Annotated in this window: 25 protein-coding genes and 1 pseudogene; 15 read left to right on the top strand and 11 right to left on the bottom strand. The window is 60.1% G+C overall.

From position 1 onward, the window contains the following. On the bottom strand, positions 1-253 hold a 253-nt coding region (locus H620_RS0108240), incomplete at its 3' end, for a phiTE_072 family protein (RefSeq protein WP_027907156.1). A gap of 113 nt (positions 254-366) precedes the next feature. Here H620_RS0108240 and H620_RS0108235 point away from each other — a divergent pair. Continuing rightward, the gene (locus tag H620_RS0108235) at positions 367-807 is read left to right on the top strand and encodes a hypothetical protein (protein WP_049818738.1); all 441 of its coding nucleotides are present in this window, start codon (positions 367-369) and stop codon (positions 805-807) included. 2 nt (positions 808-809) lie between these two features. Here H620_RS0108235 and H620_RS0108230 read toward each other — a convergent pair whose 3' ends face one another. The 9 genes from H620_RS0108230 to H620_RS26910 all read right to left on the bottom strand — a co-directional run bounded on the left by H620_RS0108230 (position 810) and on the right by H620_RS26910 (position 4,366). Next, the gene (locus H620_RS0108230; RefSeq protein WP_027907154.1) at positions 810-1,325 is read right to left on the bottom strand and encodes a hypothetical protein; all 516 of its coding nucleotides are present in this window, start codon (positions 1,323-1,325) and stop codon (positions 810-812) included. Between the two features lie 41 nt (positions 1,326-1,366). After that, positions 1,367-1,561 carry a hypothetical protein gene (locus H620_RS25615; RefSeq protein ID WP_049818737.1) on the bottom strand — a complete coding sequence of 65 codons (195 nt, stop codon included), beginning with the start codon at positions 1,559-1,561 and terminating at the stop codon, positions 1,367-1,369. Positions 1,562-1,563: 2 nt separating this feature from the next. After that, positions 1,564-2,076 (bottom strand): single-stranded DNA-binding protein, encoded by a 513-nt coding sequence (locus tag H620_RS0108225; protein WP_027907153.1) that lies wholly within the window; start codon positions 2,074-2,076, stop codon positions 1,564-1,566. After that, on the bottom strand, positions 2,073-2,933 hold the full coding sequence (locus tag H620_RS0108220; RefSeq protein ID WP_027907152.1) for an ATP-binding protein: 861 nt from the start codon (positions 2,931-2,933) through the stop codon (positions 2,073-2,075). The genes H620_RS0108225 and H620_RS0108220 overlap by 4 nt, the downstream gene beginning before the upstream one ends. A 10-nt stretch (positions 2,934-2,943) precedes the next feature. Next, complete coding sequence (locus tag H620_RS26915) at positions 2,944-3,090, bottom strand: hypothetical protein (RefSeq protein ID WP_155950777.1); 147 nt, start codon at positions 3,088-3,090, stop codon at positions 2,944-2,946. Between the two features lie 117 nt (positions 3,091-3,207). Next, the gene (locus H620_RS0108205) at positions 3,208-3,402 is read right to left on the bottom strand and encodes a hypothetical protein (protein ID WP_027907151.1); all 195 of its coding nucleotides are present in this window, start codon (positions 3,400-3,402) and stop codon (positions 3,208-3,210) included. Next, positions 3,399-3,629 (bottom strand): hypothetical protein, encoded by a 231-nt coding sequence (locus H620_RS0108200; protein WP_027907150.1) that lies wholly within the window; start codon positions 3,627-3,629, stop codon positions 3,399-3,401. Before H620_RS0108200 ends, H620_RS0108205 begins: the two co-directional genes overlap by 4 nt. After that, positions 3,626-3,880, bottom strand: coding sequence for a hypothetical protein (locus tag H620_RS0108195; RefSeq protein WP_027907149.1), 255 nt, complete (start codon positions 3,878-3,880; stop codon positions 3,626-3,628). The genes H620_RS0108200 and H620_RS0108195 overlap by 4 nt, the downstream gene beginning before the upstream one ends. Positions 3,881-4,195: 315 nt before the next feature. Beyond that, positions 4,196-4,366: a hypothetical protein gene (locus H620_RS26910; RefSeq protein WP_155950776.1), complete on the bottom strand. Its 171-nt coding sequence runs from the start codon at positions 4,364-4,366 to the stop codon at positions 4,196-4,198. A gap of 438 nt (positions 4,367-4,804) precedes the next feature. Between H620_RS26910 and H620_RS0108190 the strand changes: the two genes are divergently transcribed. Then, positions 4,805-5,122 (top strand): DUF1654 domain-containing protein, encoded by a 318-nt coding sequence (locus H620_RS0108190; RefSeq protein WP_027907148.1) that lies wholly within the window; start codon positions 4,805-4,807, stop codon positions 5,120-5,122. Positions 5,123-5,152: 30 nt separating this feature from the next. On the opposite strand, the gene H620_RS0108185 is transcribed toward H620_RS0108190, so the two are convergent. After that, on the bottom strand, positions 5,153-6,034 hold the full coding sequence (locus H620_RS0108185; RefSeq protein ID WP_027907147.1) for a LexA family transcriptional regulator: 882 nt from the start codon (positions 6,032-6,034) through the stop codon (positions 5,153-5,155). 104 nt (positions 6,035-6,138) lie between these two features. On the opposite strand from H620_RS0108185, the gene H620_RS0108180 reads away from it, so the two are divergent. From H620_RS0108180 to H620_RS0108115, 13 genes and pseudogenes are all read left to right on the top strand, one after another. Continuing rightward, complete coding sequence (locus tag H620_RS0108180; protein WP_027907146.1) at positions 6,139-6,333, top strand: Cro/CI family transcriptional regulator; 195 nt, start codon at positions 6,139-6,141, stop codon at positions 6,331-6,333. A 32-nt stretch (positions 6,334-6,365) separates the two neighbouring features. Further along, complete coding sequence (locus H620_RS0108175) at positions 6,366-6,569, top strand: hypothetical protein (RefSeq protein WP_027907145.1); 204 nt, start codon at positions 6,366-6,368, stop codon at positions 6,567-6,569. Positions 6,570-6,859: 290 nt separating this feature from the next. Next, positions 6,860-7,066, top strand: coding sequence for a hypothetical protein (locus H620_RS0108165; protein WP_027907143.1), 207 nt, complete (start codon positions 6,860-6,862; stop codon positions 7,064-7,066). A 19-nt stretch (positions 7,067-7,085) separates the two neighbouring features. Continuing rightward, entirely contained in the window at positions 7,086-7,298 is a 213-nt protein-coding gene (locus tag H620_RS0108160; RefSeq protein ID WP_027907142.1) for a hypothetical protein, read from the top strand. A 336-nt stretch (positions 7,299-7,634) separates the two neighbouring features. Beyond that, entirely contained in the window at positions 7,635-8,624 is a 990-nt protein-coding gene (locus tag H620_RS0108150; RefSeq protein ID WP_027907140.1) for a replication protein, read from the top strand. Beyond that, positions 8,621-9,961, top strand: a complete 1,341-nt coding sequence (gene dnaB, locus H620_RS0108145) for a replicative DNA helicase (RefSeq protein WP_027907139.1) — start codon at positions 8,621-8,623, stop codon at positions 9,959-9,961. Before H620_RS0108150 ends, dnaB begins: the two co-directional genes overlap by 4 nt. Then, complete coding sequence (locus tag H620_RS0108140) at positions 9,961-10,614, top strand: PDDEXK family nuclease (RefSeq protein WP_027907138.1); 654 nt, start codon at positions 9,961-9,963, stop codon at positions 10,612-10,614. Before dnaB ends, H620_RS0108140 begins: the two co-directional genes overlap by 1 nt. Beyond that, positions 10,584-10,673: pseudogene (locus tag H620_RS27740) on the top strand (replication protein P); the annotation flags it as partial. The gene H620_RS0108140 and the pseudogene H620_RS27740, both read left to right, overlap by 31 nt. Next, positions 10,670-10,960: a phiTE_015 family protein gene (locus tag H620_RS0108135; RefSeq protein WP_049818736.1), complete on the top strand. Its 291-nt coding sequence runs from the start codon at positions 10,670-10,672 to the stop codon at positions 10,958-10,960. The pseudogene H620_RS27740 and the gene H620_RS0108135, both read left to right, overlap by 4 nt. Next, the gene (locus tag H620_RS0108130) at positions 10,957-11,262 is read left to right on the top strand and encodes a hypothetical protein (protein ID WP_027907136.1); all 306 of its coding nucleotides are present in this window, start codon (positions 10,957-10,959) and stop codon (positions 11,260-11,262) included. Before H620_RS0108135 ends, H620_RS0108130 begins: the two co-directional genes overlap by 4 nt. Continuing rightward, a complete protein-coding gene (locus H620_RS0108125; RefSeq protein WP_027907135.1) occupies positions 11,259-11,729 on the top strand; it encodes a NinB/YbcN family protein in 471 nt (156 codons plus the stop codon). Before H620_RS0108130 ends, H620_RS0108125 begins: the two co-directional genes overlap by 4 nt. Continuing rightward, positions 11,726-11,956 carry a hypothetical protein gene (locus H620_RS0108120; protein WP_027907134.1) on the top strand — a complete coding sequence of 77 codons (231 nt, stop codon included), beginning with the start codon at positions 11,726-11,728 and terminating at the stop codon, positions 11,954-11,956. Before H620_RS0108125 ends, H620_RS0108120 begins: the two co-directional genes overlap by 4 nt. Further along, positions 11,953-12,558, top strand: a complete 606-nt coding sequence (locus tag H620_RS0108115) for a recombination protein NinG (RefSeq protein WP_027907133.1) — start codon at positions 11,953-11,955, stop codon at positions 12,556-12,558. The genes H620_RS0108120 and H620_RS0108115 overlap by 4 nt, the downstream gene beginning before the upstream one ends. Positions 12,559-12,567: the final 9 nt, after the last annotated feature.

Genomic DNA, 12,567 nt, shown 5'->3' with positions numbered 1-12,567 from the left:
CACTGAACCGGCGAGAGCTCAGCGACCGGTCGAAGTAGCCGATGATGTAGGCGTCGTGCAGCTTGCAGAAGAACTGGCCGATGGTCAGGCCATCCCACATGCCGCCCCAGTAGGCGTGCCAGGTCTTGTCGTAGCAGCTGACGGTGATCTTTCCCTTGCAGGGTGCGAAGTCTTCGAGGTAGACGCTGATCGGGTCCAGGCCTTCGGCGCCGGTGATCAGCAGCTTGGTGACTGTAGAGGTCTCGACTTGCATTGCGGTACTCCATGCATGCGCCGCCCTCCGTGGCCGGATGCGGCATGGTGGCAATTTGGTTTTGGATGGGGTATTACGGGTGACCGGCATGGAGCCGGAATAGGAAAATGAAGATGAAAAAGAGCGATTTTGAGTACAATGCTGACCTATTTCGGGGAGAGCTGGCGTCGGCTGACTTCGCTACCAAATGGGCAAAGGACAAGCTGCTCGACATGTTCCGGCATTGGCGAGAACTGGGTAGCGTTTACCTGGATGGTGCAGTGCTGACGTCACCCGACTCGGGAGAGGGCCGCCTAGATGGCGAGGTCATGGGCAAGAAGTTCTCAGTCCAGTGCCAAGGAGATTGGCGAACTGGTTTTGGCATGGTTGAGGCTGTTGTCTGCACCAAGTCTTTGGTTACAGCTGAGCCAATTGAGGTTGCCAGATTCTTGGTTAGTCAGAACGGGGCAATTCTATCTACAGCCGGCGAACAGCTTGTCAGCCAAGACCATCCCCAAGCTAGTTATCAAACCTTTGTCGCTGTAATTAGACGAGTGCTCAACGCCTCGTCTTGATTTTAAGAGGCTGGGGCGATGACTTCATCCCCCGGATCCTGCTGAATCATCAGCATGCTCTTCCGGTCGAAGGCCAGGGCCAGGCGAGGCGAGATGCTGATCTCGTGCCGCGGCGGGGTAAGAAACTTCGCCGCGTGCGGCCTGCCAAGGGCGTGAATGCCGTGGATCAGAGCTTCGATCATCTGGCTGTAGGTGGCGTCAACCCAACCGCAGATCGCTCGCAGGTGCTGACCGGTTCGCTTCCTGGCTGACAGTCGCAGCGGCTCGCTCCGCGCCACGGTTCGGTGAGCTTCGATTTCGTGGCGCGCGATCATGAACAGCGCATGATGCCCAAGTGCCTCGACGTGATGAATCATCAGCGTCATTGCCTCGCCCTGTTCCTCGATCCCGGCCCATTCCATCAGCTCAAGCAGGGCCTGTTTAGTCCCTGGTCGAACCTTCAAGCGCAGGTCTTCTTCCTGCAACTTGGCGGCCTTGGCGCGGCGCTTCTCGTCGCGGGCCTGTTGAGACATCGCCATACGGCACCTCTTTCAATCCGCTGGGCGGTAGGTTGAACTGCTCACGCCGCCTTGTTCTTTGCAGCGCGCTTCGGATTTTTCTGCTCAATTTCCATATCCATGTCGTTGAATCCAGCCAGCCACCAAGAGCCTTGGAACGTGCATGAGGTAAATGGGTTAGCCAGCTTGCCGCCACCGTTGCGGCGGCATTCCCGGCCAAGGTAGTAGACGCTGGGATGCTCGCCGCAATCGCTCATGGCTATGCACCCGCCAGGTGGTGAAGTGGGGCGAACGGGATGTCGTCGTCGAAGTTATCCGGCGGAGCCGACTGCTGGCTCTGTTGTCCGTAGTTGTCATTTGCGTTGTAGTTGTGCTGCTGGCGCTGTTGAGGCTGCCGCTGTTGTTGCTGCTGGCCGCCGCCCTGGTTATCCGGCCGGCCGCCCAGCAGCTGCATGGTGCCGTTGATATCGACGTGCACCTCTGTGCTGTACCGCTTGATGCCGTCCTTTTCCCATTCGCGGGTCTTGAGCTTCCCATCGATGTAGCACTGGGAGCCCTTGCGCAGATACTCTCCGGCGATCTCTGCGACCTTTCCGAACAGCACCACGCGGTGCCATTCGGTCTTCTCGACCTTTTGGCCGGTCTGCTTATCGGTCCAGGCCTCGCTGGTGGCCAGGCTCAGGTTGGTGACCGCGTTGCCATTAGGCAGGTAGCGGACCTCGGGGTCCTGACCGCAGGTGCCGACCAGGATGACTTTGTTGACACCTCTCATGCTGCTTTCTCCGCGAGTTCTGCTTTGCGTTGGTCCTTGGCTGCATTCAGCTGCGCCAGACGGTCGGGTGATTGCTCAAGGATCCGGTAGGCTGCCGAGTAAACGCTCTGCAGTTCCTGCATCGTCTCGGTAACCGGGATCTTCGAAAGCGCATCCTGAAGGGCCGTGGCCTGAAGGTCAGCCTGCGACTTGCCGTCGTTAAGCCAGGCCAGCAGCCGGCGCCCGGTGTCTTCGCTGATCACCTCGGGCTGATCGAACAGCTTCGTCCGGTCCTTGCTGGCGATGGCGGCGTGGCCGTCGTGCGTGATGTCGAGCACCACGGTGAACTCATAGTCGGTTCCGTCACGCTGCTCGGATTTCATCCCGAGCTTGATGACCTTCTTGCCTTCGCCCTGGACCGTCTCGGTCTTGCTCCGCATGGTGCAGATGATGTGCAGCGGACTGGTCAGGATCTTGTCCGTCAGCTTGCGGTGGCGCGGCGTGGTTTCGTTCCAGGCTGCCCAGGTGTTGCCCTTGAACTTCTGGTGCGCGAGCTTCTCGTTCGACTCAAGGCACCCGCCGGAGCCGGTCCACTCGTGCGAGTAGCTGTCGATGATTAACACGCTGTATCCTGCTTGTTCTGCGGCGGTGATCGCTTCGGCGTATCGCTCAGGCGAGTAGGGTGCGTGCAACTCCAGCACGTCGAAATCTGCGATGTCGGCATACAGCGACGCGCTGCCGTGCTCGGTGTCGATTACCGCAATACGCCCGCCCAGGCCCTTGGCCATGAGCAGCGCTGACATGGTCTTTCCAGACCCGGATGGCCCAGCAAGTGCCAGCCGTAGCTTGGCCTGCTTGCGTTCGGCTTTCTTGAACATTGGGATGCCCTCAGTTCGGTTGGTTTTCCCATTGCCGCTCAATGCGAGCGGCCTCGTCTTCGTACTCTTTGCGCTCATCGCCCTGATACTGCTCAGGCGAGAACGATCCGACCGTCATCCAGTCGAGCTGGGCGGCCAGGCGGGGTGTTGTGTTCATGGTTACCTCAGGAGGTGATGCAGCTGGCGTAAGCGCTGGCGAGCATCCAGGCGGTGCACAGGGAAAGGGTGATGAAGCTGCCGCGCCAGAAAGCTAAGCGCCGCGCTTGCTGACGGCTCATGGCCGCACACGAATGGCGATGCGGCGGCCTTTCATGGTGACGCCAAGGCTGCGCGTCAGGCTTTGCACCGATGTTTCGCGGGGCAGGCCGACGGCCTCATTGAAAGGTATGCCGAAGCTGATCACTGCAAGCGTGCGTTCGATCTGCTCCAGCTGTTCGTCAATCAGAGATTTAACCGGTGCCGTGCTCATGCCACCCTCCCGTTTGCCTTGGCCCATTGCAGATGGTCGCTTTCGACGAATCGCGTGAGGCGCTCTTTGTAATGGCGCTGTTCGGTAAGGTCGATGGCGCCAGTGAGGCCGGCCAGATCGATCGCAGTGTCGAGCTCAGCCCGGAGCACATCGGTGAATCGATCTCGCGCCCAGTCGAAGCGCGACTCAATGAAGGCAACAACGTCCTGCTTGGTCTTCTTGTTCACGCTGTCCTCCGGGCGGCACCTGAGCCGCACATGGTTTCCATCTTGTCGAGAGCCGAGCCGATCACTCGGCGGCTTTCTGCCCGCTGGCGCTCATCACGTTCGCGGATCATCGTGTTCCAAGCTTCGTTGTTTGCCCTGGCCTGCTTCGAGGTCAGGTGGTCAGCCCAGGCCGTGTCGCCGAATAGCTGGTACTGGCGGTCGACCTCCCGGGCTTGGGCGCTGTCTGCGTACAGCTCATACTCACGAGCCATGGTCGCCTCCAGGGGTGGTTGTGCGGCCGCATTGGCCAGGAGCCAGGCGCGGGTGACCAAACCCACCGTGAAAGGTGGCCTGGCGCCTGCCAATGCGGTCGTATGTGAAGGGAAGGGGATGCGGGGTGTATCGGTGATGCGACTTGGTGGGGATTCGAACCCCAAAGACTTACGCCAGCTTCGGCAGCGCTACCTAACTGGCCGCACCAGCTTGGTGTGGCGCCCCTGATCCGCCGAGGCAAACTACAAGTCGCATCCCGACCCACCCTGCGATGGGGAGCAGGGCATCGGGCCGTCTTTCCGGCTGTCAGGGAATCAATGGCTGCTCAGTTCCTCATGCCAGTAATAGGCAATTGGGTAGATGTACCTTTGAATATCCAGCTTTACTCCGTAGCGGAAAATCCCGCCGCCAAGCCGTGAGTAGAATTCAGTGGCTGCGATCACTCCTTGTCCGTCTGGCGTTGTCACGCGATCTCCGACACGCATCGTCTTGCCCTCCAGAGCAGTTGATTCAGTTGTAAGCCTTCGGTTTACAGCTCGTTGACTTCCCTGATACCCCTCGCAAGAAGGGCATCGAGGAAATCTGTTTATCTCTCAGGTGCCGGTCGCTTATCCGGCAAATGCGCTCCCTGCTTCGATTGAGGTTTGCGCACCGCTTGAGTCCAACGGGTTTTGCCCAGAGGACACCTGATCGCACCAGAGCCCTGCGGGGATGGTGGCCTGCTATGCCTGCAGGCTCGGCGGTCTTGGTTGTTAAAGAGCGGTGAGGCTTGAGGGCCTCTGCAGTCCCTCGTGAGTGACTGCGATGGATGTAGTTAACCATCGGTATAGATTTCTCGTCAATACCGATGGTTAATTTATTTTGTATGGCCGTACGCTATGATCCGCATTACTGGATGCATATACAGTTAAAAAGGAGGTGTCATGGCCAAGCAGAACAAAACGGCGCCAACGCAGCAGCGCCAGGGAATGACCGCTCTAGAGCGGCTGGGCCTGAGGGTATCGAACATGATTAACCACCCGAAAGCGCAGGAGCAGCGCTGGGTGGCCATTCATCGCCTGGACACGGATGGTGACGCGGAGTGGGACGAGATCATGCGCATCCTGGGCGAGACGGATGGTCTGGAAGTCACCGAACTGGAAGAGGGCGGGGTGAAAATCGAGTGGGAAATGCAGAGCGATGAGGACCGCGAGGCCCCTATTGAGGAGCTCGAGGCCCTGGAGGAAGAAGCACCATTCTGAAACGAAAGAGCCCGCTCATGGCGGGCTCATTCAGGCTTTCTTGGCGTTCCAGATCAAAAGGACCTTCGCGTGGATTGTGACATCCTCGATCCGGGCCTGCTGATCCTTGTGCTTTGGGTTGTCCGAGATCAGCCAGAAGTGGTCCTCGTCGAAGAACTGCAGACGCTTGATGTAGAGGTGGCCGTGCCAGGTCAGCACGTAGATGCCATCACCCACGAACTCGTTCACCCCGCGGTCAACGATCAGCGGGTCTTTGTCGTTGATCGTGCCTTCCATGCTCTGGCCCCAGCCGAAAATCATGGCCAGCGCGGATTGGGAGGTGTAGGTGACGCCTTTCTCGTGCAGCACCGACTCCTTGACGATCACATTCCGCATGACCTCGGTGTAGTCGGGCGGTACCTGGCCGTGGCCCATTGAGGCCCGGATGTCGTACTGGGGGATGAAGATCTCGTCCTTCTTCACCTTCAGGCCGGAGAAATCGGCCGACACGACGTTGTTTGGGCGCTCCTCAACCAGGGAGTCAGCCACGGCCGCTGCGATCTTCTGCTGGGCATCCTCGTCTAGCTTCTTCCCGGCGTGCTGCTTCAGCATCGCCATCACCTTTTCAGCTGCGCCTTTCTTGTGGTCCTGGTCGCCGGTCGGTAGGGACCTCAGAGCCCGAATCTCATCAGCCAGGCGCGGGCTGAACTTCTCCACCGGCACATCCAGAAGCCTGGCCAGTACGGCAGCGAACTTTGCGTTCAGCGGGTTCAGGCCCTTGAAGTAGAGATTAACCGCAGCCGGGGTCATGCCGGCCTCATCTGCGATTTTCTTCTGGCTGAGCTTCAGCTCGTTCTTTTTCGCCAAGAACAAAGCATGTGCCGCTTCGCATTCCGCGAGACGGTCAGGGGGGAGGATTCGTTTTTTGGTCATCAGGGGAATGTAAACCAACGGTTAAAAAACGGAAGAAACCATCGGTATGGACAAAGAATCAACCGATGGTTAATATCGGGCTTATGAACAACCGAGGCCTGATCATGAATGCGACCCCCCTCGACAAATTTGTTGCTGAAAAAGGGCAGTCCGAAGCCGCAAGGCTTCTTCGTGTGACGGCTCCGGCAATCCACAAGGCGCTGATCGCCAAGCGCGACATCAGTGTGTTTGAGCTTCCCGATGGCGGATTCGAGGCGGTCGAGCAACGCCCGTTCCCGTCTCAGAAGTCTGCTGCCTGATCCATTTCATAGCCGCAAGGAGCCAACCAAGCATGTACCAAGACCCGAATCAGAAGCGCGCCATCCCGGTGAAGGTCCGTTTCGAGCCCGTGCTCGACCGGATCCTGCGCAAGGCCGCGAGCAAGACCCGCATGCAGCACGCCACCTATCTGTACGAAATCATCGAGTGGGCCGTAGCCAACGGCGTTATCGAGGAGCTGATGCAGGACAAGCAGCAAGAAGATATCGCGGGCTGAAGGCCCTTTGGAGGCCTAAATGACCGTACAGCTTGATCAGCTGTCGCCAGATGTGCGGCAGCGAGTAGAGGGGCTGATGAGGGCAAATGGCTGGGATTTCAGCACAGCGATGAACCAGGTGTTCGAAGCGGCTGTAGCCAGTGGCGCTCTATCAGTGGTTGGCCGAAGGAAGGCCAAAGTCTTGCAGTTGGTGACCCCAATGAGGGTCTCTGCGAGGGACTCTTCAGGGTAGGGCGGAGGCCCTCTTAACACTCAACCACAAACGACCGAAGCATCCAGGGGATCACCCGATGGCCTACGACGACAAAGCACACCGCCACGACCACCAGGTCAAGGTCCGCTTGGATGACGAGGACTTCAACGAGCTGAAGGGATACGCCCTGGAGCTAAAGGCCCAGCACAGCGTGCTGGCCCGGGAAATCATCCTGGCCGCGCTGGCGTTCAAGAAAGAGCACGGTCACCTGCCGCTGATCAACGAGAAGAAGGCCAGGGCCTGAATAGGTCATGGGAGGACGAATGTCGCCTGCAAACGAAGCGGTACAGCAGCACGACGTAGAGGTCGCCCGGTTCCGCCGGAATGACTTCGCGGACCTGGAGGCCTGGGCGGAGGAGGTTGGTGTCAGCACCGATGAACTCGCCGCGCAGATCCTGAAGAAGGCCACGCACTTCCTCGCGCAGCGGGGGAAGCCCAAGAGCAACAACGTAGTGCCGTTCGCGGCGCCGAGGTAACCGTCCGATCCCTAATTAGGGACCCGGGCGCCAGTCCCTCATGAGGTACTGGCAAACGGCGGGCACAAAAAAGCCGGGTGGCACCCCGGCTCTCTGCAGCACACAAAACTCTGAGGTGAATTATGCATCTGCAGGATCCCAGTATACAAGCGCCGCACAGTGGCGCGCCACAAAATGCGAGGCACGGTTTCGTGGCGCGCGGCCATTTCGAATCGGCTGTGAACGCCGCTCGCCTGGTCCGCTCCCAGTACTCGCGCCAATCCAAACGACAGCTCGTCCGTGAATGCCTGCATCACCTGCATGCGTTCCTGGCTGCCCAGCGCCTTGGAGCAGCCCATGAGTAACGTCTTCACCTTCAAATCAGCCGGGGGCTTTACCCGGATGGACAATCAGCTGATGGACGCTCTGGCAGCGGTTCACCTGTCGCCAGCTGAGTTCAAGACTATCCACGCGATTGCTCGCTTGGTGATCGGCTACAACCTGACAGAGCGCCGCATTACTGCCGACGAAGTGGCCAAGATGACCAACATCCTGCCTGCGCACGTTTCGCGTGCGATCAGCAGCCTGCTGGCCCGTCGAGTGCTGTACCGGGTTGGTGGTAGCCGTGGCGAAATCGGCATCTGCTCGCCGTCTGAATGGGTGTACCAAGAGCCGAAAAAGGAACAATCGACTCAACCAAAATCAGTCGAAACTACCAAAATTGGTAATTCCGACAACGTAGCGAAACTACCAATTTCCGACGACTCCCTTCTTTATACGAAAGAAAAACCCCTAGTAACTGTTCCTACGGAACAGATTACTGCCCCCCAGGGGGCTGAGCCCGCTCAGTCGGAAGCCAAGCTGGTTGTGTTCACTGGCGAAGATTTCGAAGTGGACGCCACCCTGATCACCAAATGGGCAGAGGCCTATGCACCGATCGACGTGGAAGCGGAGATCAAGCGTGCGGCAGCCTGGGCCACCGGCAGCAAGCCGAAGAAGGACTGGCGCCGCTTCCTGGTCAACTGGTTGGGCCGTGCGTTCAAGCGCAGCCCGAACGGTGCCAGTGAGGCAGGCGTGCCGGTGGATAAGATCATCGACCTGTACCACAAGGTCTGCCCGAACCTGCCAGCCGTGACCGTAAAGAGCGACAAGGTTCTGCGCAGCATGATCGCCGAGCGCTGGAACGAGTCGCCTGATCACCAGAGCGGGCAGGGCTTCTGGCTCGGATTCTTTCAGAAGGCCAACAACCGCAACCAGGTGTTCTTCCGTGGCCAGAACGTCCAGCCTCGGCTGGAGGCCCTGGTCAGCCGCGCTGTGTTCCGCGAGATCTCGGAGGCTGCGCAATGAACGAACTTCACAGCCTTGAAGCCGAGCACGGCGTTATCGGCGCCATGCTTCGCCAGCCGCACCTGATCGATGTTCTGTCCGACGCCCTCTCGCCCGAGGCATTTGCTTGGGACGACAACGCCGACCTGTACCGGTTGATTCTTGAGCTGCATGCCGATGGCAAACCTGTCGACGTGATTACCCTGAGCGATCGCCGTGCCGAACTTCCCAGTGGCACACGGACGCTAGCCTATGCCGGCGAGATCCAGGCGAATACGCCGAGCGTGGCAAACGCCAAGGCCTACGCCCAGATCATCCGTGACCGGGCAATTTGCCGTCAGCTCGCCGCCGCCGCCGAGCGCATCAACGAGGTTGCGCACGAGCAGGCCGATATCGAGGACAAGATCTCGCTGGCCCAGTCGATCGTGCTAGGCCTGGACGCATCGGGAAGCGAGGGCGAGTGCCAAATGATCGGCGACATCATGGCCGAGCATGTGGAGGTGCTTCAGGAGCGCCTGGATCGCTACGAGAACGGCGTTTCGATGGAAGGCCTGGGTTCGGGTATCCCCGACCTCGATAAATTCACCCAGGGCCTTAAGCCGGGCCAGATGATCGTGGTTGCTGGTCGCCCTGCGATGGGCAAGACGACGCTCGCCATGAACGTTGCCGCAGATGTGGCTATCGCCCAGCAAAAGCCAGTGCTGGTGGTGAGCCTGGAGATGACCAAGACCCAGCTCATGGACCGCCTGATCGCGGCTGTCGGAGGAATCCCACTGCCATCGCTTAAGACAGGCGTATGTGCCGCTGACTACCGGGTAGAACTGGCGGCCGCCACGCTCAAGCTGCGTGATGCGCCGATCTGCGTCTCCGACGTTCCTGTGATGACGATGCCTCGCATCCGCTCCATCGCGCGCCGCTACGCGAACCGTATGGGCGGCCTAGGCCTGGTGGTGATCGACTACCTGGGCCTGATGGAAGGCGAGGGCAAGGGGCGTACCGAGGATGTCACCGCCATGTCGCGCCAGATCAAGCTGCTGGCCCGCGAGCTTGGCTGCCCCGTGATCGTGCTGTCCCAGCTCAACCGGGGCTGCGAGGCGCGCCCAGATAAGCGCCCTGTGCTCAGCGATCTGCGCGAATCCGGGGCCATCGAGCAGGACGCCGACATCGTGATGTTCGTGTATCGCGATGAGGTGTACCACCCGAACACCCAGGACAAGGGCATCGGGGAAATCCTGATCCGCAAGAACCGCGACGGGGAGATCGGCACTGTGGCCACCGCATTCCAGGGTGACCGGTCCCGATTCATGCCTCTGGCCAGTCGCGCCAAGCAGGAAAATGTCGTGAAGGTGAACTTCTGATGAGAGAGCGCAGAACGATCTACCACCACGAGGGCTACCGCCTTCGCTCCTACACCGAGCTCATGTGGGTCAAGGTGATGGAGGCCGCCGGGATCTTCTACCTGTACGAGCCTGATTTGGTTCGCGTGGATGAGGGCTTCTACCTGCCGGATTTCTGGCTGCCGAATGTCGGCGTGTATCTGGAGGTCAAAGGCAAGACCCCGACCGCCGAAGAAATCATGAAGGCTGAAGCCGTGATGGAGCGCACCGGGCGCGAGGTGTTTTTCCTGGTGGGCCTTCCCCAGGCTGACGACCGTGGAATCTGCAACTGCGGTTTTCTGGTGCGAGGCGCAAGTGGCTGGACTGGGAATCTGTCCCCGAACTACCTGCATCAGGTCATTCGCGACTTCCTTTGCCCGGGCATGTGGCTCGCGATCATCCGTGCTGCGCGGCCTGACGGCTACGACTGGGTGCGGCCGATTGGCGACATGCTGGAAGAGTTCTTCCTGTCCCGCGCCGACCGATCCGAGATGGAAAAGATCCTGCGCGAAGGTCACGCCCCGGTGAATGCCGAGCGCATGGCCCGACTGCCAGCGCCAAGCCCATGCGAGTCCGCCATCAAAGCGTTTCTCGACCGTCAGCAATTCCGCGTTGCACAGCGAGGTGCCGCATGAGTCAGTTCGCCAAGTTGAACATCAAGCGCGCCGGGCAGCCGGCCGGGGAGGGAGTATGACCGACGAGATGCGTGCCGAATTCGATGTTGCTTTCCGAGCGCAGTTCGGGTTTGGCGCCTCAGACATTCAAGAGGCAAAGGACGCTGAGGCTGCAGCGATGATGGGTTGCGCTCTGTGGGCCTGGGAGGCTTCCCGCGAGGCCGTGGTGGTGGAGCTGCCGCCCAAGATCAGCGCGCACAACATCAGCGAAGGCGGTTTTGTTCGTCCAGAGGCGGAGCACTACGACGAAGCCATTGATGACTGTCGTGAAGCCATCGAGGCCCAGGGCCTGAAGGTGGCGCCATGAACATTGACCGAGAACTGGTTCTCCAGGCGCACGACCTGTTGCACAAGGGCATGGTCAACGAGGCGCACGAGGTGTTGCACAAGCTGCTCGGCGTGGATAACGACGCGCCTGAAGACCATCAGCCAATCGCGCATCGTCGCGGGTTCGACATGGCGTTTATCACTGCCTGCCGGAAAAACGGAGTGCGGGCAGCCTACGTGTTGGTCGACAACCAGAGCGAGAGCGGTATGGCACGCCTGCTGAGTGGCGGTGATGCACAGCTGTGCGCGGTCGTTGATAGGGCAATGAGGGGGCTTCAATGACCGAGAAGATAAGCGTCAACAGCCAAGCCAAGCTGTCCGAGGCCGTAACCATGCTCACCCGTCTGTTCCGCGACAAGAAGTTCGTCGTGGTCACCATGCGTCCGGGCAAGGATCGCACCCTGGACCAGAACGCCCTGTGGTTCGCCATGTACGACCGCATCGCCAAGAGCACCGAGATGGGCGACATCGAGGATGTGCGCCGGTACTGCAAGCTGCACTTCGGCGTGCCGATCATGCGCGCTGGCTGCGATGAGTTCCGCACCGGCTGGGCCGAGTCGTTCATCCACCTGCCGTATGAGGTGAAGCTTCGCCTGATGGGACCGTGCGCGATGTTCGGTCCGGATGGCTTCCCGGTGACCCGGCTGTTCGATCGGGCCCAGGGCTGCCAGTACACCGACCGCATCGTGGCCGAGTTCGCGCCGCAGGGTGTGGTGTTCAGCGATCTGCTGAGCGAGGAGGCCGCATGAGAAGGCGTGATTGGTACGACCGGCGCCTGGATAAGCGTGTAGCCCTGCAGATCGCCGAGGAGCACGGGGTTGTGGCTGACAGTACAGAATTCAGGCAGGCCCTGGTCGCCAAGCTTCAGTCCGGAGAAATGACCCTCAGCCAGGTGCAGGAGGAGCTGCGCAAAGTGAAGCGTGAGGCGAAAAAGAACGGCAAGAAAACGCGCGCACAGATCTGGAGGTCGGCATGAAACTGGCCAAGGAGACCAAGCCGAAGAAGTGCAAAGCGCCAGGTTGCGGCAAGCCCTTCAAGCCGACCATGACCACGCAGAAGGTGTGCAGCATCTCCTGCGCCAAGGCCATGGCCAAGGACCCGAAGCTGCAGAAGATTGCGGCCAAGGCGATCACCAAGCAGGGCCGCCAAGAACTGCAGGAGCGCCGAGAGAAGCTGAAGACCCGCCGCGAGCACATGGCCGAGGCCCAGACCGCGTTCAACGCCTACATCCGCGAGCGCGACGCCGGCCTGCCGTGCATCAGCTGCGACTCGCTGCCAAGCGACCACGACCTCATCACCGGCAGCCGCTGGGACGCCGGGCATTACCGGTCGGTGGGCGCCTGCCCGGAGCTGCGGTTCGAGCCGCTGAACGTCCACCGCCAGTGCGTGAAGTGCAACCGGAACCTGTCGGGGAACGCGGTTGAGTACCGTATCCGGCTGATGAAGCGCATTGGCGCCGAAGCCGTAGAGTTCCTCGAAGGGCCTCATAAGCCCCAGCGTCTGACCATCGAAGACCTGCAGGCCATCAAGGCTCTGTACAGGCAGAAGCTCAAAGACCTGAGGAGGGCAGCGGCATGACGCCAGCGT

It is taken from the genome of Pseudomonas taiwanensis DSM 21245, from assembly GCF_000425785.1.
Classification (GTDB): Bacteria; Pseudomonadota; Gammaproteobacteria; order Pseudomonadales; family Pseudomonadaceae; genus Aquipseudomonas; species Aquipseudomonas taiwanensis.
This window is presented reverse-complemented; position numbering and strand designations above follow the sequence as displayed.